Here is a 21,451-nt window from a genome sequence, read left to right as displayed (position 1 = left end):
CATCCTCCATCTATTTCAAACCGCCGTAACGCCTTGATCTGCGCTGATATTCGGCTACTGCTTCAAGCAGATGCTGTTTGCCAAATTCGGGCCAGTATATATCCGTAAACCATAATTCACTATATGCAAGCTGCCATAACATGAAATTGCTCAGGCGCAGTTCGCCGCTCGTTCGAATCAATAAATCAGGATCGGGCATATCTGCGGTCAGCATATGTTTATCAATGAGTTCAGGTGTGATATCTTCAACCGCAAGTTCACCTGACTGTACTTGAAGCGCGATATCTTTGACACATTCCGTCATCTCTCGGCGGCTTCCATAGTTCATCGCAAAATTCAACACAAGACCAGTATTATGTTCCGTAAGACGAATGGCTTCGCGCAAAGCATTGACGGTATGCGAAGGCAAATGCTCTTCATGTCCCATCATGCGAATGCGTACATTTTTTTCTATCAATTCATCCAGCTCAATAGCCAAAAACTCTTGCGGAAGTCTCATCAGAAAATCCACTTCTTCTTTTGGACGCGTCCAGTTTTCTGTCGAAAAAGCGTACATCGTCAGATATTTGATGCCCAGTTCATCCGCCGCGATGGTTGCACGTTTAACTGCCTTCATGCCGTTCTGGTGTCCGGCGATGCGCGGAAGCCCCAAACGTTTGGCCCATCGTCCATTGCCGTCCATGATGATGGCGACGTGCTGCGGGATATTATCCTCGGATATAGTCAGCGTTTCCTGCTTGTCAGCCCCATTCCACCACGACCGAACCCGTTTGATCATTCCTGTTCCTCCAAAATCCCTGAAGTTTCTTTGTCTGAAGCTTGAAAAAAGAGACAAAACCCCACCGTAATGGAGGGGCTGCGCTTGTCTTACACTTCCATGATTTCTTTTTCTTTGGCAGCAAGTACCTTATCGACTTCAGCGATATATTTATCGGTCGACTTTTGGATGTCATCCTGATGTCTGCGGGATTCATCCTCAGAGATCTCGGACTTTTCCATTTTCTTAATATCATCATTCGCATCACGGCGAATGTTACGGATGGCAACTTTACCTTCTTCGCCAAACTTTTTAGTCAGTTTGACAAGCTCAGCTCTACGTTCTTCCGTCAGCGGAGGAATAGACAAACGAATCATGCTGCCATCATTAGCCGGGGTGAGTCCCAGATCAGATTTCATGATTGCACGTTCAATATCGTTCATTGCCGATTTGTCCCAAGGCTGAATCATCAGTGTACGGGAATCCGGTGTACTAATGTTAGCCAACTGGTTCAAAGGTGTCATAGCACCATAATACTCAACTTGTACACGATCCAGAAGAGCAGGTGTTGCACGGCCTGCACGCAAGGTAGCCAGGTCACGGCGCAGCGCTTGAATTGCTTTTTCCATACGCTCTTCGGCATGTTGTTTCACTGCTTGTGGCATTAATCTACACTCCCTTTAACGATTGTCCCGATGCGCTCACCGAGAACAACGCGTTTGATGTTGCCTTGCTCTGTAATGTTGAATACAATCAACGGAATGTTGTTGTCCATGCAAAGTGAGGACGCCGTTGAGTCCATTACGCCAAGGTTTTTGTTAAGTACATCCAGGTAAGTCAACTGTTCGAATTTCTCAGCTGTGCTATCTTTAAATGGATCTGCCGAATAGACACCATCCACTTTATTTTTCGCCATCAAGATCACTTCTGCTTCAATCTCCGCTGCGCGCAGTGCTGCTGTTGTATCCGTGGAGAAGAACGGATTACCTGTACCTGCTGCAAAAATAACGACACGGCCTTTCTCCAGATGACGAATGGCTTTACGACGAATGTAAGGCTCTGCAATTTGCTGCATAGCAATTGATGTCTGTACACGCGTAGGCACTTCAATCTGCTCTAGTGCGTCTTGCAGCGCCAGAGAGTTCATTACCGTCGCGAGCATCCCCATATAGTCAGCAGTCGCACGATCAATGCCGTTTTCACTACCAGCAATACCGCGCCAGATGTTTCCGCCGCCACATACGATCGCAACCTGTACTCCAAGTGCAACTACATCCTTTACCTGCTGAGCAATGGATGAGATCGTTGCTGCATCAATGCCATAGCCGTTTTGACCGGAAAGAGACTCTCCGCTCACCTTTAAGACAACACGTTTAAATACTGGCTGTTCCAATTGTTCACCCTCCACTTTGAATTGAACACCTCCCAGTGTTCAACCAACAAAACTTCTCGCGCATGGACTCCTGCTTAAAAAGAAAGGAACACAACAGTGTTCCGTTCTTTTTAGGAAAAACGTTCAACCGATCAGTCACTGTTTTCCTGAGATATAAGGGAGTTTGCGCTTCGAAGTTTCATCATTCTTATATCTTCGAAAATCATTCCTGCTTGTCGGTTTGATAACCGTCTTATTTGTTTACTTGGGACATAACTTCTTCTACGAAGTTATCCACTTTTTTCTCCAGACCTTCACCCAGTTCGTAACGAACAAAGCGACGGATAGAGATGTTTTCACCGATTTGGCTGATTTTTTCATTCAGCAATTGAGCGATTGTTTTGTCTGGATCTTTAACGAAAGATTGCTCCATCAGGCAGTATTCTTCGTAGTATTTACCGATACGGCCTTCAACCATTTTCTCAACGATTTTTTCTGGTTTACCTTCGTTCAGCGCTTGAGCTTTCAAAATTTCTTTTTCTTTCTCAAGCTCGTCTGTAGGAACTTCTTCGCGTGTAACGAATTTAGGGTTAGCAGCTGCGATTTGCATTGCTACATCTTTAACGAAGTCTTTGAACTGGTCTGTTTTACCAACGAAGTCTGTTTCGCAGTTAACTTCAACCAGAACGCCGATACGGCCACCAGCGTGGATATAGGATTCTACAACACCCTCAGTAGCTGCACGTCCTGCTTTGCTAGCTGCTGCGGAAAGACCTTTCTCACGCAACAATTCAGCTGCTTTCGTGATATCACCGTTTGCTTCTTCCAGTGCTTTTTTGCAATCGAGCATACCTGCGCCCGTTTTTTCGCGAAGTTCTTTTACTGCACTCGCATTAACTGCCATTATAAATTCCCTCCAGATTAAGTATAGTACGTACACTCTAAAAAAAGGGCAGTGAGAGGTTATCCACCTACCAACCACCCTTTTCATTTAATTCATGAATGATATGTTCGAAAACTATTAAGCGGAAGTTTCTTCGCCTTGGTTAGCTTCGATAACAGCGTCAGCCATTTTACCTGTCAGCAATTTAACAGCGCGGATCGCGTCGTCATTACCCGGGATAACATAATCGATCTCGTCCGGATCGCAGTTTGTATCAACGATACCAACGATTGGAATACCCAATTTGCGAGCTTCCGCAACAGCGATACGCTCTTTGCGTGGATCGATGATGAACAGGGCGCTAGGCAGGCCTTTCATATTTTTAATACCGCCCAAGAATTTCTCGAGACGATCTTTTTCTTTGCGAAGCAAGATAACTTCTTTTTTAGGCAGAACAGCGAAAGTACCGTCTTCTTCCCAAGCTTCCAACTGTTTCAAACGATCAATACGTTTTTGAATAGTAGAGAAGTTAGTCAGGGTACCGCCGAGCCAACGTTGGTTAATGTAGAATTGACCAGCGCGTTCAGCTTCTTCTTTAACGGAATCTTGTGCTTGCTTTTTAGTACCAACGAAAAGGATAGTACCGTTCTCGCCTGCGATTCCTTTAACGAAGTTGTAAGCCTCTTCGACTTTTTTCACCGTTTTTTGCAAATCGATGATGTAAATTCCGTTTCTTTCAGTGAAGATATAACGATCCATTTTTGGGTTCCAACGACGAGTCTGGTGACCGAAGTGTACCCCAGCTTCAAGAAGCTGCTTCATGGAGATTACTGCCATCTTCACACACCTCCTAATATGGTTTTTTATTGTGTCCTCCGCCAGCATCATTTTTCGCCAAGACTCTCCATCAGGAAAGCACCCTCAACAAAATTAGCACAGCGTGTGTTTTAACACCGTTATTTAATATAGCATAAGTGAAAGCCTGTTGCAACATTATATAAACTAAATTTTCAAGCACAAGGAATCAAAAAGAACCGCCTGGTCCGAGCATGCTCAGCTTGACGGTTCTTTAGTGATCTTGGCAATAATGGATTTAAAGCTCTCACCTTTTTCGAGAGAATATGTGCCGACTTGAATCTTGCGGTTAATTCCTTCTGCTCTACCAGCTTTAATAAAAGCTGCTGCATCGTTCACAATACCGGCTTGCTTCAGATTCTCGGCAACCATAGCCAGACTGTTCCCTGATCTCACCTTGAATGTTACGCTTGCCCCTTTAGGCTGTGACGGTTCTTCAGGCTCGGTCGTACTTGGTTGTTTGATCTCTGATTGTGCCTTGACATTGTCTGACTTTGGTTGCTGTGGCTGTTCGGGCTGAGCAGGTTGTACAGCAGAGCTTGTCTGATCAGGGGTTGAAGCTGTTTTGCCCTGCATCTGGCTGCTTTCCTGCTTTTTCTTCTGCACCCATTCTGCTTCCGTATACAGCTCGTCCTTTGCACTGACCATCTTCATATCCATGCTCTTCGCTGCTGACTCAAGTTGTTCTTTCGTCCAATTCTCAGGCAGAGCTGGTTCCAGATTCGTGTCCAACAATGCCTTTTGTCCTACTGTTGCAAGTTGAAGCATAATGGCGCCAATCATCATGCCACTACCTATCCCGATCCATAAAGATCGCTTGTCCATGGCTTAGCTCTCCTCCTGCTCTGCCAGCTGAAGTATTAACTGCACCTCACCCAGCTGTATGCCTGTTTGTTTTGCGATAGCGTCCATAGACTTGCCTTCATCATGGAGTCTGAATAGCTCTGTGTAACGATCTTTAATAGATTCACGCCGTGGCTCTTGAGACTCTTGCTCAACTTGCAAGTCTGACGTTGCTGTTGCTTGTTGATCCGCCTCAGCTTTCACACTGTCCATAAGTCCCTGCGCCTGAAGCCCTTCTGCAGTCTGTCTGGCATTAACAATCATGGCAGGGCTTTGATCAGGCTCAGGCATTCTTGCTTTTTCCCGTTCCAGTTGATCCAGGCGCTGCTGCAATTCCTGAAGCTGTGACATCATACGCTGGTCTGTTGCAGCCGCCTCGCCTTTAAGTTCGGCTACACGCTGGATCAAAGCATCGTTATCCTGCTCAATCTCCGTCATATAATGTTCAAGCGTTGACTCCATCTCCTGCACCAGTTGATGCGATGATTCCTGCGCCTTGTCTTTGCGTGGCATAATCAATGCGTAAGCGATAGCGCAAGCTCCTAATATGACAATAATGATCCATGGTGCCAAATTGCTTCTCTCCTTTTGATACGACGGCCGAGGATGCAAATCATGCTGCTACTTGTTTAAGCACTCCTACATCGACAAATCAATATGTTTGCCCTTGTAAGGATGCTCCGCAGGCTTGATATTCTCTTGATCCTCGGTTCCATCATGCCCGCCTGATCCGCTGTGGTGCTTCCCGCCGCCTGCATGACCATCACGTACCGAAGTATGCGCCGTCTCAGCCATGGCCTCACTGCGCTGCCTAGCCTCATTCGCTTCTTTGTTCATCTGATCCGCAAGCAGATTCTGATCGGTCACGGGCCTCTGCTGGGCTTCACTCTGATAACGCCCCGCCTCGCTTGTACGCGGCACGGCAATCTGAAGCTCCACTGCTTTGAAACTCATACGCTCACCTCACGGTTTCGAATGGATTTCCTCACAAGCCTGCTGCTGCATTTTATGTGCACGGAACCATCGTGATATCCCCGTCCTGATAATAAAATGACATTCGACTGACCGGATCTTTAATAAATTTCGTATATCTGCCGATAACTATTTTAGAGCCTCCGTAGATCATCTTCAGGACATCCACACGAGCTCGGCTTGTATCTTCAAGTATCTTTTCAATTTCCAGGATACGTGTTTTCATTTCTTCACTCTGACGGAGAGCTGATTTTTGGGTTGCGATTAATTGGATTCTCATCGCTGTCTTATTTGGAGTCAGTTGTCCGGCTGCAGCCAGTTGATCCAGCAAAGTCAACGCTTTCTTGGTTTTGTCCAAGGAATCCATCTGCTCCCGGAGTCCCTTGCGCAATTCATTCATTTCGTTTCGCAGTTTCGGCAACACGCCAACTTCAATAGAGGTTACTGTAGACATCGTATTGCCCACCACACGGGCAGATACAAGTTCTCCAGCCTGTGTTGAACCACCAACAATAAGACCTTTTGTTCCGGCACAGATCACAGCGTGACCCGCACGAACATTGGAATGCATAATACTCTGGGATACAAGCACATCCTCACCTGCATCAACGTTGCCTTCCTGAATAAAAGAGCATTTCACATGATGTTCAGCATGCACCAAACCTTTGTTGTATCCGATAATTCCACCAGTAATTTCAATCGAGCCGCCTGCTTCCAGCTCCGCTCCTTCGACACCACCGTTAACGCGAATATCACCTGCCGCTTTAACTTTAAAACCGGTAAGTACATTCCCGCGGATGACAACATTACCTACAAAATCAATATTTCCATGCTTGTAATCCACATCGCCATTGACTTCATATACGGGAAAAACATTGAGTTTATTGCCTTCTGTTCTGCTAACCAGTCCGTCCAATGCGGCATACATTGCAGAACCTTCAGGATTGACTACGACATTTTTTCCAACTTTGAATCTCGCTTCTTTACCGGGACGAAAAGGGACTTCTTCACCTGTCACTGCTTTGCCTGGCACACCGTCAACAGGGGCAATCCGTTCTGCGATGATCTGGCCTGTGCGTACATTGTCTAATCGAATCAGCTCTTTGTAATCAACGCTTCCGTCTTCCGCCTCCAGAGGACGCTGCTCCTGATCCTCGTCCTTGCCAATGAGAACATGTATGTATCCATCCGTTCCATGAACGGGAGGATTGCCTTCGGCGATCTTGCATTTATCCTTGAGGTAGGCAGATGGATTACTCACAAAGAGCAACAAAGCTTCCCGAGCCAGACCATATTTAATGCCCTTGCTCTCAACAAATTGCTCAAGCTCTTCTATGGTGCAGGAGAATCCCTCTTCTTCGTTGTAAAATTCAAGGTAAGCCGTGCATTTATCATCTGATAAAACGACGTTCAGACATTTTTCCATAACAGTCATTTGAGTCAACGCAGATCTTCCTCCTTATTAGCCTGTCCACTCCCTGTTTGTATGGTTAACTTCTGCTCTCTAGTCTTTACGCATCAGCAAATCTTTTTGTTTATCCAATGTGCCGCGCAGACGCAAAATGGCTTTGGAATGTAATTGGGAGATACGAGACGGCGAAAGAGACATGACCTCTGCGATTTCACTCAGAGAAAGATCTTCATAATACAGAAGTGAAACTACCGTTCGTTCTTTAACTGTTAACTTCTCTAGCCCCTGCACCAGCGCTTCTTTCAGGTAAAACTCATTCACTTTATAATCCGGATTTTTAGCCTTTTCATCGATCATTAATGACAGACGGGTTTCAGACTCTTCTTCACGAATTGGATCTTCCAGCGAGCAGAGTGACATCACGGCCACCTCCTGGAGCATATGTTGAAAATCCTTTGTTGACACGTCCAGATACTGACTCATTTCTTCATCGCTGACAGAACGCAGATAGGTCTGCTCCAGCTGCTGATAAGCATCTTCAATCCGTTTTGCTTTCTCTCGTACCGATCTGGGAACCCAGTCTCCCTGACGCAATCCATCAAGGATAGCTCCGCGTACCCTCCATGAAGCATAAGTCTCAAATTGCAGACCTCGTTCATAGTCGAATTTCTCCAGCGCATCAATAAGACCCATTACCCCATTGCTCTCTAGATCATCTTTCGGAACATTTTTGGGTAAACCAACGGCCAAGCGGCCTGATACATAATTAACAATATGAAGATATTTTTCGATCAACATCTTTTTTGCTTCAAGATCTCCGTGTTCTTTCCACTTTTCCCACAGATCAGAATGGTTCAAATGTGAAGCTTTACGCTCGTTCAACTGCTTTCACCCTCCTTATTTTTCTGTCAGGTGACGAACGGCCTGCGCCAATTCCTCCGGGTCTTTGGTCCGGACGAGTTTAGGCGGATCCAAAGGGGCAAATCCCGTTGGAGCTTTCGTCTCAGATGGCGGTAGACCCTCTCCAGTGGAGTCGCTCTGTCCATTCTTGAGCAAATCATTCAGCTCTTGTCCATCGTCTTCGAGTTTGATGTCCACCTGTGAACCTCTTAGATCTTGAGCACTCGCTGAATCGTAAGTTGATCCATGTTCTATACGAGGGCTAAGCAGTATTCCCAATCCCCAACGCAGACCATATGCAAGGACATACCAGGCTGCGAATCCAATCAATCCGCGTATTAAACTGGTAGTCAGCACATTGCTGCTGAATGCTACAAAAAAAGTCAGAACGAATCCGACTATGCCTGCTCCAAGATTAATGCGGTAGTTTCCTATCATTTATTATAGTTCCTTTACACCCATTTGTACGCTACGAATAGTTAAAAGTCCCGTCTCACAATTCATTTCGATAGTGCGACCGTAATTTCCTCCTGTATCTTCCGCCAGTAGAGGAATTTTGAGTTGTTCCAACATTTCTCGGCATGAATCGGCATTACGTGGTCCAATACGCATCGTATCGCCAGCACCCGAAAATGCAAACATCTGTGAACCCCCTGCCATCTTGGATACAATCCGAGATTGTGATGCGCCCATTTTCAACATCTTCTCAAGTAGTTCAGGCAGTGCTGTATCTGCATATTTAGCGGTATTCAGTTTGCCTTCGCGGGCAATATCAGAGCTGGGCAACATCACATGTGCCATCCCTGCCAGCTTTAATTGCGGGTCATACATCGTCAGTCCCACGCACGACCCCAAGCCAGTTGTACGGATTACGCCAGGAAGCTGAGCGATATTCAAATCCGCCATACCGACTTTAACGATGCTTTTGTCCTCAATCATGGTCCAATGGCACCCCTAGCGATTCAAAAATCTTTGCAAATGAGGACGGATCGGGAATCAGGAAAAACTGTCCTTCGACCTGATCTTCACCTTCAAAGAAAGAAGTATCAATTAATAATGCAGCATCGCCCATTTCTCCAAATTGCAGCAGCCCATAACTTAAAATTGCACCAGCCATGTCAATAGCCAGCCCGGGAACCGTTGGATACATCGATAGCTTAGTGAAATCAGCCAAGGAAGACAAGTATGATCCCGCCAGAATATTTCCGATCTCAGACAGAGCTGAATGCTCCATCTCAGTAAAAGTCAAACCTTCTTTTAACTCAAAGCCCGCAAGACGGTTCAACAGCATCTTGGCAGCCTCTGGCGTCATCATAAAGAAAAGATTGCCAGGCGCTTCACCCTCTACGCGAAGAAATATGGTAACTACAATGCGCTCGTCGCCACCCACTTTTTCCGAAATCTCCTCAAACGGGAGCATCTGAACGGTAGGTACACCCATATCAATCGGTCTGTTAAGGAGCTGAGACAACGCCGTAGCGGCGTTGCCTGCTCCAATATTACCGACCTCTTTGAGCACATCCATCTGGAAACCCTCAAATCGGTTGAATATATCCACGGTGCTAGCCCTCAACACTTTCCAGCTGTACAATCTCGCTTTTATTCAATACTTCGTTGAGGTTAAGCATGATCAACAAGCGGCCATCTTCGAGTTTGGCAACACCACGCAGATATCTGGCCTTAACGCCCCCGACCACTTCTGGCGGAGTGTCGATAGAACTGCTTTTGATATCGATAACATCGTTGGCGGAATCTACAATAAAACCAACCTGCATATCATCTACACCTACGATTACAATCCGCGTTTGATCGGTATACTCGGTTTCAGGAAGGGCGAAACGACCGCGAAGATCGATGACCGGAATCACGACTCCGCGCAGGTTGATAACTCCTTTTACAAAAGAAAGGGTTTTGGGAACACGGGTAATCGGCATCATGCGCTCAATCGTTTCAACCTTGTCTACCTCAATACCGTATTCCTCGGAACCTAATCTAAAGACGATGACTTTCAACTCTTCTTCCATGTTAAAAACCTCCCTATTAAATGTAAGACGCAAACGCTTTGTTTATTTAATAAATGCGTTAGGATCAAGAATCAGAGCTACTTGTCCATCTCCAAGTATCGTTGCACCGGAGATTCCTTCAATAGCTGGGAGATAGGTTCCCATAGACTTGAGAACGATCTCGCTTTGGCCGATGAACTCTTCTACAGCAACAGCTGCCAGACGATCTCCTTTGCGAATAACGACGATTTCGGTTTCTTTCTCGTTCGCATCGTTGAAATCCGGCACGCCGAACACTTCGCTTAATGACAAATATGGAATCAGGGACTCGCGGAACGTAATCATTTTATTGCCATGGATGTTGCGAACTTGTTCACGCTGCACAATCGCTGTTTCAACAATGGAGGACAGTGGTACTGCATACTTCTCTGAACCCAGTCTCACAAGCATTGCCGCAATAATGGACAACGTCAGTGGAAGCTGTACGGAGAAGTTGGTGCCTTTGCCCGGCGTGGACGTAATCGTTACATTACCGCCAAGTGAAGTGATTTTGGATTTTACAACGTCCAGACCTACACCCCGGCCGGAGATATCAGAGATTTTATCAGCCGTACTAAAGCCAGGAGCGAATAACAATTGATTGACTTCATCATCACTCATCTTCGCACCCTGCTCCTCTGTTACAACGCCGCGTTTAATCGCAGTTTGCAGGAGCTTGTCACGATAAATCCCTTTACCATCATCTTCAATCTCGATAAATACATGATTGCCGCTGTGGAAGGCACGCAAATTAACGGTACCCATCTCCGGCTTGCCGGCAGCCACACGCTCCGAAATAGATTCTACGCCATGGTCAACCGCATTACGCAGCAAATGCACCAGCGGGTCGCCAATTTCATCGATAACGGTTCGATCTAGCTCCGTTTCAGCACCAGTGATAACGAGATCAATCTTTTTATCCAGCGTTTTGGCCAGGTCGCGAATCATCCGCGGGAAGCGGTTGAATACGGTGTCTACCGGTACCATCCGCAGCTTCAGGACGATATTTTGCAAGTCTGTGCTCACTCGGCTCAAGTGTGCTACGGTGTCAGACAGATCATTGTTCCCTGTCTCACTTGCCAGCTGTTCAAGGCGGGAACGGTCAATCAGCAATTCGCTGAACAAGTTCATCAATACATCCAGCCGTTCAATGTCAACACGAATGGTACGTGAAGGTGCAGCTGCCTGTTTAGGCGCTGCGGCCTTTGCTGAAGCCGCTTTGACTTCTTCTTGAGGTGCAGAATTTGCAACGGGGGCCTCCAAGACAGCCACAGAAACTGGCGCAGCGGGGGCCTCGGCCGTAGCGGCTACCTGTTTCGTTACCTGATTTGCCATTTGCTGCAGCGTCTCTTGATCCAGCTGAATCAATTTGGCACTCTCGATCTCGGAGATGCTCATGATGCCCTTTTCCAGTTCTTGCGCCTCTTTAGTCGTTATGTAATACAACGAGAAACTGCGCTCAAACTTTTCTTGCTCGATATCCTGAACAGAAGGATATGCCTTAACCACTTCACCCGAACGCTCAAGCATATCAAACACCATGTACGCCCGAACACCTTTTAACTGGCTGTGCTCACTCACAAGCACGTCAACATAGAACACACGGTGTCCTTCTGCGATAGACTGATCAAGCACTGAATATTGGTATTCGTCCAGTTCAACCGCATTGGAGAGCGAGGCATCCGTTTTTGTGTCCGCTTTGGCCGCAGGAGCACTTCCGCCTTTCCATTCACCGCTTTCGATAGCTTGGAGCGAAGCCACGATGGAGGAAACATCCGCTTTACCTTCCCCGCCACTCGTAATATCCTGAACCATAGTTTCCAAGGCATCAAGGCCTTTGAACATGGTATCAAAAATATAATCTTGCATTTTCAGCTTCTCGTTACGTACCATATCGAGCACATTTTCCATTTTATGTGTCAGTGAAGCCAGGTCTTCAAATCCCATAGTTGCCGCCATACCCTTGAGAGTATGAGCAGAACGGAAGATAACCTGCACTATGCCCAGATCCTCCGGATTTGCTTCAAGTTGTAGCATGTTTTCGTTAAGGGATTGCAGATGATCATTAGACTCATCAATAAACATGGATAAATATTGGTTCATGTCCATTGTGAGGCACCTCCTCCGTAAGTTACACTCCGTTATTTCACTGCTTGAACAAGTCTTGGCGCAATCTCCTGCAATGGCAGAAGATGACGCACGCATTGCAGCTCAACAGCTGAACGCGGCATACCATAGACAACACAAGTTTCTTCATTTTCGGCAAAAGTAGAAGTTACTCCCGTTTCGTATAACTTTTTCATCATACGTGCTCCGTCACTTCCCATACCTGTCAGAAGAACAAGATGTCGCTGTAAAGATGTAAACGGCAGAAGCGATTCAAACATGGTATCCACCGAAGGTCTGTGCCCATTCACCTGTTGATCTTCACTCAATTTCAGAATGAATCTGCCGTCCGCTGCCTTGTGAACTCTCATATGAAAACCACCAGGGGCAATGTATGCTGTTCCTCTTTTCAGCTGCATACCATCTTCAGCCTCCACCACATGTAGTGGACTGAATGAATTCAACCGTTGAGCCAGCGAACGCGTAAAGTTAGGCGGCATATGCTGCACAATAATTACTGGTGCTGGCAGATCAGCAGGCAGTTGCTCCAATAAGGTTTTAAGCGCTCTTGGACCGCCAGTTGAAGATCCGATTGCTACAAGCTTGTTGAATGATCCCTCCATGCCTGCCGGGACTTTATAAACCGTATTTGGTTTCGTTATCTCCTTCGCAGGTACGGAAGCCTTACTTGCTACCGGCTGATCTGACGTAAGACGTGACGTGTTAACCGTCTTCGCCTCCTTGCGAGCTTGCAGCGGACTGACAGGCGGCTGGTCTGCTGTCTGCTTGCGAGCAGATTGACCCGGCTTCACCAAGTTTTCTTTTTTACTGAACGCACGATCAGGCTTGGAAGGAGATAAAGGCGCGCTGGTTAGCTTTTTGGCCTGAGCCCCATCTTTACGCCCCTCTAATGAAGGCTGAACCTTCGGAACATCAGGCAAAGCCGTTTTACTGCTCGGTTCACTGATGTCTTTGGACGGTATCTCCTTCTTCAGCGTCTGGGCTGGAGGCATTCCGGCGTTGCGGGAAGCATCCATCTTTTGGATCGCTTCTTTACGTTCAGCTTTTCGCTTGACTTCTTGCATGGCAGCTCGCATTCGTTCAACGAGTGCTTTGCCAACCTGAGCAATATCCTGATCATGCACGACAGATGGTTTACGGATAAAATCAAATGCACCTGCTTCCAGAGCCATAATGGTTTCTTTCATTCCTTGTTCATTAATGCCAGAAAGCATAATTACAGGAATGGAGGATTGGTCCATAATTGTTTTTAGTGCATCCAGCCCGTTCATCTCGGGCATTTCAACATCCATCGTGATAATATCAGGCTTAAGCTCTAACGTTTTTTGGATGGCCTCTTTCCCGTTTGACGCTGTTGCCGTAACTTTAAACTCTGAGTCCGCTTCAATTAAATCCGTCACAATTTTGCGCATAAAAGCGGAATCATCGACAACCAATACTTGATAGACCGCCATATTGTGTCACCTCTGTTTCCTTTATTCAGAAATCATGTTGTTCGTCTAAGCCACTTTTTCATAAATCCCCTGATTCCTGACAAGGTTTCGGATTCCGGAGCCGCAGGTACAGCCAAATAACGAAGGGCAAGCTTCTGTATATCTTTGGAAGCTTTGCAGTTTGGATAAGCCAGGCGATAGGGCATCTGTTTCTTCACCGCTGCAACCACCTGTGCATCCTCCGAAATATATCCCAAGAGTGGAATATCGGTCTGCAAAAACCTGCTTGCTACTCCAGCTATTTTGTCTGCCACACGCTCCGCCTCCCTTTCGTCTTCGACCCGATTTACGATCATACGGAAGGGAGTTGATTGCTCCTGGCTGTGCATTACTTTGACTAAGGCATAAGCATCAGTTATTGAAGTCGGTTCAGGTGTAGTTACAATCAGGCACTCATCGGCAGCACCGATGAATCTCATATTCTCCTTGGACAGACCCGCCCCAGTGTCGAAAATGACATAATCCATCTCCTGTGCAATGTCCTCCACTTGACTGGCGAAAAACTCCAGATCACGATCAGACAAAGAGAACAGCTCTTTCATTCCCGACCCCCCTGCAATGTAAGGAAGCCCGTCTGCACCAAGTTGTATGATTTCCCTTATAGTTTTATGTCGGTATAAAAGATGATACAGATTATAGGAAGACGTCGTTCCCATCAAAACATCGATATTAGCCATACCAATATCTGCATCAAAAACCAGCACCTTCTTACCCAGGGAGTGAAGTGTAAGTGCAAAGTTCAACGTAAAGTTGGACTTGCCTACCCCTCCCTTGCCGCTTGCCACTGTAATGATTTTGGAAGAACGAGGGCTTCCCCTGCCTTCACTGCCTCCCTGAGGTGCAGAGACCAAACTTCGAAGTGCCGCAGCCTGATCCTTCATTGTTTCCCTTCTCCCAGCAGCGCCTTACACAGCCATTCTGCATCAGGCTTCAGCAGATCATCCGGGACGTTCTGACCGTTGGCCACATAAGCAAGCTTGAGAGGAAAACGATGAAGCAGGTTGAAGAGCGGACCGCATGTTCCTGTTTCATCCATTTTTGTGAAAATCAATTTGTCTAATCCGTATTTGCTGAAGTGTTCTGTAATTTGCACCATATCTGCGCTTTTGGCGGTCATGCTCATCACCAGAAAAGTTTCGCTGTTCTCCACTGGAGCGAGCAAACTTTGCAGCTCGGACACAAGCAGCTCATTTCTATAATTTCTGCCCGCTGTATCCATAAAGATCAGATCACAGTGAGCTAAACGGGAAATGGCACGCTGTGTATCGCCTGGAGACTGCACCACTTCCAACGGCACATTCAAGATCGACGCATACGTTCTGAGCTGCTCCACTGCTGAGATTCGATATGTGTCGGAGGTAATAAATCCGACCTTGCGTTGTTTTTTAAACATCTGTTCCGCAGCAAGCTTGGCAATCGTTGTTGTTTTACCAACCCCTGTCGGGCCAGCTACGTACACAATACGTGTCGTTGGCAAGATGCCCTCCTGGATGCGCTCGTTCAGAAAACGGATGACCTGTGATTGCAATGCCAGCTCTATATCCTGCTCTTGCATCTCACCCTCAGTTAACCTCTCCTGAATGGGTTCAAGCCAGGACTCCCACACTTCCGGCCAAATCTCCTGTTCTGTCAAATGCTGGCGCCAGCTCAACAATGCCTCAGGAAAAGTTTCAACCACTGTCCCCTGCCTGGAAAGTTTGGTCATCATCTGCTTCAAATCCTGGAGCTCACTGAGCAGCTTGTCCTGCTGTTGTTCCGAACCAGACTCTGACTTAGTAGATGTTGAACCCGAAAAATCCGCCCCTTGCGGTCGCGGTTTATGCTCACTGCTCAAAGAAATAGAGCCATTATCCATCTTTGCATCCTCATGATTGGATCTGGACACAACTGGAACCATTGCCGACTTCTCCTGTGGAATATGATCAACCGTGCTTGTTGCTGCTTCCTCATCGGAAGCAGTGACAAACGAACGCGCAGTTTGAGCATAAGCTTCAGGCACCAACGCACGAGGCACTGGTGTAAATGAATTTTGAACCGGTGATGCAGCAGTTTTCTTTGCTTGTTTCTTTTGTTCGTTATCTACTGCTGCAACAACCTCGATCCGTTTCTTGCGAAACATCCCCAGCACTCCGCCCACCTTGATTTCTTTTGTGGACAGAATGACGGCGTCGCTCCCCAGGTCTTTGCGAATCTGAAGCATAGCTTCGGGCATGGTCTCAACAACGTATTGTTTTACTCTCATAAGTTCACCACCCCGATACTTTGAATTTCAACATTCGGCTCCAGTTCGCTGTAGGAAAGCACCGGAATATCCTGCATCGTACGTTCAATAACCTGACGCAGATACATTCGAATCGTTGGAGAAGTTAAAACGATGGGCTGTTGGCCCGATTGAATTAAACGATTCACTTGCTCGCTCAGCTTTTGGTAAACACTTTGAGTGGACACCGGGTCCAGCGCCAGATAGCTGCCTTGTTCCGATTGCTGCACACTTTCAGCAATTTTCTTCTCAAGACCAGGTCCAACGGTAATGACTCGAAGCGTTTCGCCTTTTTGAGAATATTGCTGGGTAATCTGGCGAGACAACGACTGTCTGACATACTCGGTCAGCACATCCGGGTCCTTTGTGTAAGTCCCGTAGTCTGCAAGTGTCTCAAAAATCGTTACCATATCACGTATGGAAATTTTTTCTCTAAGCAGCTTGGCAAGAACCTTTTGCACGTCACCAATTGAAAGTACAGAAGGAATCAACTCATCCACAAGCGCAGCATAATTCTCTCTGAGGTTGTCCACAAGCGCCTTCGTCTCTTGTCTTCCAAGCAGCTCATGTGCATGCTTCTTGATCAGTTCTGTCAGATGTGTCGCCACTACAGACGGCGGATCAACAACCGTATATCCAGCAAGCTCTGCCCGATCCTTGGTTACTTCATCAATCCATAATGCCGGCAGTCCAAACGCAGGCTCTGTTGTCTCGATTCCCGTTACAGATTCTTCATCGTAACCAGGACTCATCGCCAAGTAATGATTGAGAAGCAGTTCGCCGCCGCCAACCGCGTTTCCCTTAATTTTGATTACATATTCGTTCGGCCTCAGCTGAATGTTATCCCGAATCCGGATAACAGGAACGACCAGCCCGAGCTCAAGCGCACATTGTCTCCGAATCATGATAATCCGATCAAGCAGGTCCCCTCCCTGCTGATTATCAGCAAGCGGGATCAACCCATATCCAAACTCGAATTCAATAGGGTCCACCTGAAGCAAGTTAATTACACTTTCAGGACTTCTGACCTCTTCAATCTGCTGCTCTTCCTCCAGTTGCTCTTCCGCCTCCTGTTTCAGATTCAGATTGTTCTGCATCCTCCAGGCGGCAAAGGCGAGCATGCCGGCAAGCGGCAGCGTTGTAATTACATGAATTGGTGTAAAGAAACCAAGCATCGCGATAACAAAAGCTACAATATAGATCAATATCGGATATGTAAACAGCTGGCCGGTAATATCTTCTGCCAAGTTCCCTTCCGATGAAGCTCTGGTAACGATTAGCCCTGCCGCAGTTGAAATAAGAAGTGCAGGAATCTGGCTAACCAATCCGTCACCGATTGTCAGTACCGAATACGTAGAAAGTGATGTTGCAAAATCGAGACCATGTACGGTCATACCGATAACAAAGCCGCCAATCAGGTTAATTAAGAGAATGATAATACTTGCAATGGCATCCCCTTTGACGAATTTACTTGCACCATCCATCGCTCCGTAAAAGTCGGCTTCGCGTTCAATTTTGGATCGACGCTCTCGAGCCTGCTGCTCATTGATCAGTCCGGCATTCAAGTCAGCATCGATACTCATTTGTTTCCCTGGCATGGCATCGAGGGTAAATCTTGCTGCTACTTCAGCAACGCGCTCAGACCCTTTGGTGATAACGATAAACTGAACCACAACCAGAATCAAAAATACGATAAACCCTATCGCAATTTCTCCACCCGCAATCCAGCTTCCGAAGGTTGCTACAACCGCTCCCGCTTCTCCCTTGCCCAATATCAGCTTGGTAGTCGAGATATTCAGTGCTAGGCGGAATAAAGTAGTAATGAGCAGTAAAGCCGGAAATATAGAAAACTGCAACGCTTCTTTGCTGTTCATCGCAACAAGCAGTATCATCAAGGCAATGGAAATGTTGACAACAAGCAGCATATCCAGTAACCAGGCCGGGATCGGAAGAATCATCATCAACACTATGCCGATAATACCCGCAAGGACAGCTAAATCTTTTGTTTTCAATGAATGTACGGCCTCCGATCCCTTTTATTTCACTCTGCCCTTTAATTTATATACGTAAGCCAGCACTTCAGCTACCGCTTGAAACAAATCGGCCGGTATGGCGTCGCCAATCTCGGCTCTCTGGAACAATGCCCGTGCCAGCGGTTTGTTTTCCATCGTAATCACACCGTGCTCTTTAGCAATTTCTTTGATACGCAGGGCAACGTAATCCTGACCTTTCGCAATAATTTGCGGAGCCTCCATCTCAGACCCTTCATACTTCAGCGCTACGGCAAAGTGAGTCGGGTTCGTGATGATTACGTCTGCATTCGGTACTTCCTGCATCATACGCTGCATAGCCATACGACGCTGACGCTCCCGGATTTTACCTTTGATCAGCGGATCGCCTTCCATTTTCTTGTACTCGTCCTTGATATCTTGCTTGGACATACGTAGTTTTTTTTCATGATCATACTTTTGGTAGATGTAGTCAAAAATAGCCAATACCATTAAAGCAACAGCAATTTTAACACCGAGGTTCAAGGTTATTGAAGCGGCGAAATGAAGAATAGCATCAAGGGAAAAATGAGAAAGTGCCGCTATATCCGACTTATATTGGATAATGGTACTGTAAACCAAATAACCAATAATCGTCATTTTCAACACTGACTTAGCAAATTCCACCAATGAACGCATTGAAAATATGTTTTTAAACCCTTTGATCGGATCTAACTTCTCCAACTTTGGCTTCAATCCCTCACCTACAAGGAGAAAACCTACCTGCATATAATTCACTATCAAAGCGGCAATATAGGCTACAAGCAGCACAGGGGCCAGCAGCAACATAACTTCTATGCCGTATCTCATCATTAGAGCCATCACATTTTCACTGTTTACTTCCATGCTCAATCGGTTCATGAAAATATCCGTAAATAATCGAACGATGCGATCCTTGTAAAAACCACTAAAGATCATCAGAGTCAGAAACGTTAATAGAAGAATGGAAGCACCTGAAATTTCTGCACTCTTGACAACTTGTCCCTTTTTACGAGCATCCTGCCTTTTCTTAGGGGTAGCTTTTTCCGTTTTCTCTCCGGAAAACAACTGGAGGTCAAGTTGAAGCTTCATGCTGGTCTTCCCCTCCATTCCCCTCATCCCGGCCTTTGCCCGATGGTGCCAAGCAGTTTCTCCATGGATTTGAATATCGCTTCAAACAATTGACCAAACACAAAACCAAAGCTAGGAACTAACAAAAGCAAAATGGCCAGACCTACAAGAACTTTAAGTGGCATTCCCACAGCAAATACGTTAAATTGAGGAGCCGTTTTGGCTAGGAAACCCAGCCCCACATCTGTTAAAAATAACGCTACAACGATAGGAGCTGCCATTTGGAAAGCCAACATAAATGATTCTCCCACGGCTTTGACAAGAAATTCAGCTATACTTCCGTCCGCCAGTCTAATATAGAAAGCATTAGACAGTGGAATCCAACGATAACTGTATACAATTCCATCAAGCAAATAATGGTGGCCATTCATGGTAAAAAACAGAAGAATAGCAAAAGCGTATTTCAGGTTACCCGTGAGCGGCGCAGAAGCTCCAGTCATCGGATCGTATACATTTGCCATACCGAAACCAATCTGAAGATCAATAAAAGTTCCCGCTGTCTGTACAGCCGTCATCAGAAGATAAGCTGTAAATCCGAGAAGCAAACCTATAAGGACCTCTCTGATGATCAGCAAAATGTAGCTCAAATCCGTCGGAACCGTCTGGTGTATGCCAAAAGTCATGTATACCGTCAACGTAACAAAGGCAGAAATACCTACCTTAAACGATGCAGGTACATTTCGAGCAGAAAAGACAGGTGCAGTTACAAAAAATGATGCTATTCGACAAAACATAAGCAGAGCGACAGGGAAACTTTGCAGCAATGTCTCCATTGGCTAAAGCCTACCCTATGTATCTGTATAAATTATCGAGTATGTTGTACGTAAAATCGACGAGTATATTCAATATCCAGGGACCAAACAAAAGTACCGCCAGCAGTACAGCGATAATTTTTGGCACAAACGCCAGCGTCTGCTCCTGAATTTGAGTTGTAGCTTGGAAAATACTAATGATTAGTCCTACAACCAGAGCTAGTATAAGCATAGGTGCACTGGCCAGCAATGACGTGTATACTGCTTTTCCGGCCAGACCGATAATAAATTCCGAAGTCATGACCGTCCTCCTTTAACTCTCCGGTTCAAGTGTTAAAACTTAGCAACAGTGACTTGACTACCAGATACCATCCGTCTACCAGCACAAAGAGCAGTATTTTGAAAGGTAATGAAATCATGACCGGTGGAAGCATCATCATACCCATAGCCATGAGTGTACTCGCCACAACAATATCAATTACCAGAAACGGAATGAAAATCATAAACCCCATCTGGAAGGCTGTCTTGAGCTCACTGATTGCATACGCCGGCACCATCACGGTTATCGGAATATCCTGATAGGAATTGGGCTTCTCTGTCTGATTGTATTTCATAAACAGCAGGAGATCCTTTTCACGCGTGTGCGTAAACATAAATTTCTTTATCGGATCTGCTGCTTTTTCCAGCGCCTCTGTTTGTGTCAAATCCCCTTTAAGATAAGGCTGCAGTGCAACCTGATTTATAGAGGATATCGTAGGCGACATGATGAAAAGTGTCAGAAAAAGTGCAAGACCAACCATTACCTGATTCGGAGGCATCTGTTGTGTTCCAAGTGAGGTCCGCACAAAGCCAAGCACGATAACAATTCGTGTAAAACTTGTCATCAGCACCAGCAAAGCAGGTGCGATGCTAAGCACGGTAATTAATAAAATAATAGATAATGAGCTTGTACCTGGCGTACTGCCATCACCGTTCCCGATCTGGATATCAATGTTCGGAATCGGCTCGGCAAAAGCCACCGTGACGGATGCCAGACTGATAAGTCCTATGAAACAACACGCTAACCAAATCTTTTTCTTCATGAATCCCTCGACCGATCTGTAGTATTGTCATGATCCAGGAGCTTCTCCATCTTCTCTTTACGGTTAGGCATCTGCCGAAGTTTGGATTCAAACATCTCATGAAAAGAAGCGGTGTCCTCAATTTCCATTTCCCGAGGCGGCTCTTCCTTACGAAGACGTTTCGCTAGTTTGGCAATGATAGGCGAGAGGCTCCCTTGCTGTGCAGCAGCATCCTGTGCAAAGGAATCGATAATTCGCTGCGCTTCTTCCACATCCGAAACTTTATCCAGCAGCTGTATGTTTTCGCCCACTCCAATCAGATAAACGTTTCCGCCAATCTCGATAATTTGCAGCGACTTGTTTTGTCCCAGACCGACCCCGCCCATAATACGAATCGTTCCGCTTCTGAACCATTGCTGATTCCGTTTATTCAGGAATCGGATCAAATACACAATCAGAACCAGGATGACGGCCAGGACAACAATCACCCATACAAGCTGTAGATAGTAATTGATTCCTGCGCCAGCTGGTTCTGGAGAATCACCCAGAGCCATCATCATGTTTG

At 46.3% G+C, this 21,451-nt stretch carries 24 protein-coding genes; all 24 read right to left on the bottom strand.

Going from position 1 to position 21,451, the window contains the following annotated elements; translation table 11 throughout:
- Positions 1-10 precede the first annotated feature (10 nt).
- Positions 11-778: an undecaprenyl pyrophosphate synthase gene (locus HNR77_RS02150; RefSeq protein ID WP_145402770.1), complete on the bottom strand. Its 768-nt coding sequence runs from the start codon at positions 776-778 to the stop codon at positions 11-13.
- Between the two features lie 89 nt (positions 779-867).
- Positions 868-1,422 (bottom strand): ribosome recycling factor, encoded by a 555-nt coding sequence (gene frr, locus HNR77_RS02145; protein WP_111270033.1) that lies wholly within the window; start codon positions 1,420-1,422, stop codon positions 868-870.
- The gene (gene pyrH / locus HNR77_RS02140) at positions 1,422-2,150 is read right to left on the bottom strand and encodes a UMP kinase (protein ID WP_111270032.1); all 729 of its coding nucleotides are present in this window, start codon (positions 2,148-2,150) and stop codon (positions 1,422-1,424) included. Before pyrH ends, frr begins: the two co-directional genes overlap by 1 nt.
- A gap of 232 nt (positions 2,151-2,382) precedes the next feature.
- Complete coding sequence (gene tsf / locus HNR77_RS02135) at positions 2,383-3,033, bottom strand: translation elongation factor Ts (protein ID WP_110893107.1); 651 nt, start codon at positions 3,031-3,033, stop codon at positions 2,383-2,385.
- A gap of 117 nt (positions 3,034-3,150) precedes the next feature.
- Positions 3,151-3,849, bottom strand: a complete 699-nt coding sequence (rpsB, locus tag HNR77_RS02130; RefSeq protein WP_024630243.1) for a 30S ribosomal protein S2 — start codon at positions 3,847-3,849, stop codon at positions 3,151-3,153.
- Between the two features lie 216 nt (positions 3,850-4,065).
- Positions 4,066-4,692, bottom strand: coding sequence for an endolytic transglycosylase MltG (locus tag HNR77_RS02125; RefSeq protein ID WP_184180300.1), 627 nt, complete (start codon positions 4,690-4,692; stop codon positions 4,066-4,068).
- Positions 4,693-4,695: 3 nt separating this feature from the next.
- Entirely contained in the window at positions 4,696-5,283 is a 588-nt protein-coding gene (locus HNR77_RS02120) for a DUF6115 domain-containing protein (protein WP_184180298.1), read from the bottom strand.
- A gap of 66 nt (positions 5,284-5,349) precedes the next feature.
- Positions 5,350-5,664, bottom strand: a complete 315-nt coding sequence (locus tag HNR77_RS02115; protein ID WP_184180296.1) for a hypothetical protein — start codon at positions 5,662-5,664, stop codon at positions 5,350-5,352.
- A gap of 52 nt (positions 5,665-5,716) precedes the next feature.
- Positions 5,717-7,126: a flagellar assembly protein A gene (locus tag HNR77_RS02110; protein WP_397365939.1), complete on the bottom strand. Its 1,410-nt coding sequence runs from the start codon at positions 7,124-7,126 to the stop codon at positions 5,717-5,719.
- Positions 7,127-7,186: 60 nt separating this feature from the next.
- Entirely contained in the window at positions 7,187-7,975 is a 789-nt protein-coding gene (locus HNR77_RS02105; protein ID WP_111270027.1) for a FliA/WhiG family RNA polymerase sigma factor, read from the bottom strand.
- Between the two features lie 15 nt (positions 7,976-7,990).
- Entirely contained in the window at positions 7,991-8,431 is a 441-nt protein-coding gene (locus HNR77_RS02100) for a hypothetical protein (protein ID WP_184180294.1), read from the bottom strand.
- A 3-nt stretch (positions 8,432-8,434) separates the two neighbouring features.
- Positions 8,435-8,932: a chemotaxis protein CheD gene (locus tag HNR77_RS02095; protein WP_145402773.1), complete on the bottom strand. Its 498-nt coding sequence runs from the start codon at positions 8,930-8,932 to the stop codon at positions 8,435-8,437.
- Positions 8,925-9,518, bottom strand: a complete 594-nt coding sequence (locus HNR77_RS02090) for a chemotaxis protein CheC (RefSeq protein WP_184180471.1) — start codon at positions 9,516-9,518, stop codon at positions 8,925-8,927. Before HNR77_RS02090 ends, HNR77_RS02095 begins: the two co-directional genes overlap by 8 nt.
- Positions 9,519-9,555: 37 nt before the next feature.
- Positions 9,556-10,017: a chemotaxis protein CheW gene (locus HNR77_RS02085; protein ID WP_184180292.1), complete on the bottom strand. Its 462-nt coding sequence runs from the start codon at positions 10,015-10,017 to the stop codon at positions 9,556-9,558.
- Positions 10,018-10,059: 42 nt separating this feature from the next.
- On the bottom strand, positions 10,060-12,144 hold the full coding sequence (locus tag HNR77_RS02080) for a chemotaxis protein CheA (RefSeq protein ID WP_184180290.1): 2,085 nt from the start codon (positions 12,142-12,144) through the stop codon (positions 10,060-10,062).
- A gap of 32 nt (positions 12,145-12,176) precedes the next feature.
- Positions 12,177-13,616, bottom strand: coding sequence for a chemotaxis protein CheB (locus HNR77_RS02075; protein ID WP_184180288.1), 1,440 nt, complete (start codon positions 13,614-13,616; stop codon positions 12,177-12,179).
- Between the two features lie 32 nt (positions 13,617-13,648).
- Complete coding sequence (locus tag HNR77_RS02070) at positions 13,649-14,536, bottom strand: MinD/ParA family protein (protein ID WP_184180286.1); 888 nt, start codon at positions 14,534-14,536, stop codon at positions 13,649-13,651.
- Entirely contained in the window at positions 14,533-15,897 is a 1,365-nt protein-coding gene (gene flhF / locus HNR77_RS02065; protein ID WP_184180283.1) for a flagellar biosynthesis GTPase FlhF, read from the bottom strand. The genes HNR77_RS02070 and flhF overlap by 4 nt, the downstream gene beginning before the upstream one ends.
- A complete protein-coding gene (flhA, locus tag HNR77_RS02060; protein WP_184180280.1) occupies positions 15,894-17,927 on the bottom strand; it encodes a flagellar biosynthesis protein FlhA in 2,034 nt (677 codons plus the stop codon). Before flhA ends, flhF begins: the two co-directional genes overlap by 4 nt.
- A 24-nt stretch (positions 17,928-17,951) precedes the next feature.
- Positions 17,952-19,061: a flagellar biosynthesis protein FlhB gene (flhB, locus tag HNR77_RS02055; RefSeq protein WP_184180278.1), complete on the bottom strand. Its 1,110-nt coding sequence runs from the start codon at positions 19,059-19,061 to the stop codon at positions 17,952-17,954.
- Positions 19,058-19,846, bottom strand: coding sequence for a flagellar biosynthetic protein FliR (gene fliR / locus HNR77_RS02050; protein ID WP_145402780.1), 789 nt, complete (start codon positions 19,844-19,846; stop codon positions 19,058-19,060). The genes flhB and fliR overlap by 4 nt, the downstream gene beginning before the upstream one ends.
- Positions 19,847-19,856: 10 nt before the next feature.
- Entirely contained in the window at positions 19,857-20,126 is a 270-nt protein-coding gene (gene fliQ / locus HNR77_RS02045; protein ID WP_111270016.1) for a flagellar biosynthesis protein FliQ, read from the bottom strand.
- A gap of 25 nt (positions 20,127-20,151) precedes the next feature.
- Positions 20,152-20,907 carry a flagellar type III secretion system pore protein FliP gene (fliP, locus tag HNR77_RS02040; RefSeq protein WP_184180275.1) on the bottom strand — a complete coding sequence of 252 codons (756 nt, stop codon included), beginning with the start codon at positions 20,905-20,907 and terminating at the stop codon, positions 20,152-20,154.
- Entirely contained in the window at positions 20,904-21,440 is a 537-nt protein-coding gene (locus HNR77_RS02035) for a flagellar biosynthetic protein FliO (RefSeq protein WP_229729912.1), read from the bottom strand. The genes fliP and HNR77_RS02035 overlap by 4 nt, the downstream gene beginning before the upstream one ends.
- Between the last annotated feature and the right edge of the window lie 11 nt (positions 21,441-21,451).

The organism is Paenibacillus sp. JGP012 (assembly GCF_014203995.1).
GTDB lineage: Bacteria > Bacillota > Bacilli > Paenibacillales > Paenibacillaceae > Paenibacillus > Paenibacillus silvae.
This window is presented reverse-complemented; position numbering and strand designations above follow the sequence as displayed.

Excerpts from the sequence above, each read along its gene's own strand:
- HNR77_RS02150 (WP_145402770.1), bottom strand. The coding sequence starts at position 778 with ATGATCAAACGGGTTCGGTCGTGGTGGAATGGGGCTGACAAGCAGGAA.
- frr (WP_111270033.1), bottom strand. The coding sequence starts at position 1,422 with ATGCCACAAGCAGTGAAACAACATGCCGAAGAGCGTATGGAAAAAGCA.
- tsf (WP_110893107.1), bottom strand. The coding sequence starts at position 3,033 with ATGGCAGTTAATGCGAGTGCAGTAAAAGAACTTCGCGAAAAAACGGGC.
- rpsB (WP_024630243.1), bottom strand. The coding sequence starts at position 3,849 with ATGGCAGTAATCTCCATGAAGCAGCTTCTTGAAGCTGGGGTACACTTC.
- HNR77_RS02125 (WP_184180300.1), bottom strand. The coding sequence starts at position 4,692 with ATGGACAAGCGATCTTTATGGATCGGGATAGGTAGTGGCATGATGATT.
- HNR77_RS02115 (WP_184180296.1), bottom strand. The coding sequence starts at position 5,664 with ATGAGTTTCAAAGCAGTGGAGCTTCAGATTGCCGTGCCGCGTACAAGC.
- HNR77_RS02100 (WP_184180294.1), bottom strand. The coding sequence starts at position 8,431 with ATGATAGGAAACTACCGCATTAATCTTGGAGCAGGCATAGTCGGATTC.
- HNR77_RS02095 (WP_145402773.1), bottom strand. The coding sequence starts at position 8,932 with ATGATTGAGGACAAAAGCATCGTTAAAGTCGGTATGGCGGATTTGAAT.
- HNR77_RS02090 (WP_184180471.1), bottom strand. The coding sequence starts at position 9,518 with ATGGATGTGCTCAAAGAGGTCGGTAATATTGGAGCAGGCAACGCCGCT.
- HNR77_RS02085 (WP_184180292.1), bottom strand. The coding sequence starts at position 10,017 with ATGGAAGAAGAGTTGAAAGTCATCGTCTTTAGATTAGGTTCCGAGGAA.
- HNR77_RS02080 (WP_184180290.1), bottom strand. The coding sequence starts at position 12,144 with ATGGACATGAACCAATATTTATCCATGTTTATTGATGAGTCTAATGAT.
- HNR77_RS02075 (WP_184180288.1), bottom strand. The coding sequence starts at position 13,616 with ATGGCGGTCTATCAAGTATTGGTTGTCGATGATTCCGCTTTTATGCGC.
- HNR77_RS02070 (WP_184180286.1), bottom strand. The coding sequence starts at position 14,536 with ATGAAGGATCAGGCTGCGGCACTTCGAAGTTTGGTCTCTGCACCTCAG.
- flhF (WP_184180283.1), bottom strand. The coding sequence starts at position 15,897 with ATGAGAGTAAAACAATACGTTGTTGAGACCATGCCCGAAGCTATGCTT.
- flhB (WP_184180278.1), bottom strand. The coding sequence starts at position 19,061 with ATGAGGGGAATGGAGGGGAAGACCAGCATGAAGCTTCAACTTGACCTC.
- fliR (WP_145402780.1), bottom strand. The coding sequence starts at position 19,846 with ATGGAGACATTGCTGCAAAGTTTCCCTGTCGCTCTGCTTATGTTTTGT.
- fliQ (WP_111270016.1), bottom strand. The coding sequence starts at position 20,126 with ATGACTTCGGAATTTATTATCGGTCTGGCCGGAAAAGCAGTATACACG.
- fliP (WP_184180275.1), bottom strand. The coding sequence starts at position 20,907 with ATGAAGAAAAAGATTTGGTTAGCGTGTTGTTTCATAGGACTTATCAGT.
- HNR77_RS02035 (WP_229729912.1), bottom strand. The coding sequence starts at position 21,440 with ATGGCTCTGGGTGATTCTCCAGAACCAGCTGGCGCAGGAATCAATTAC.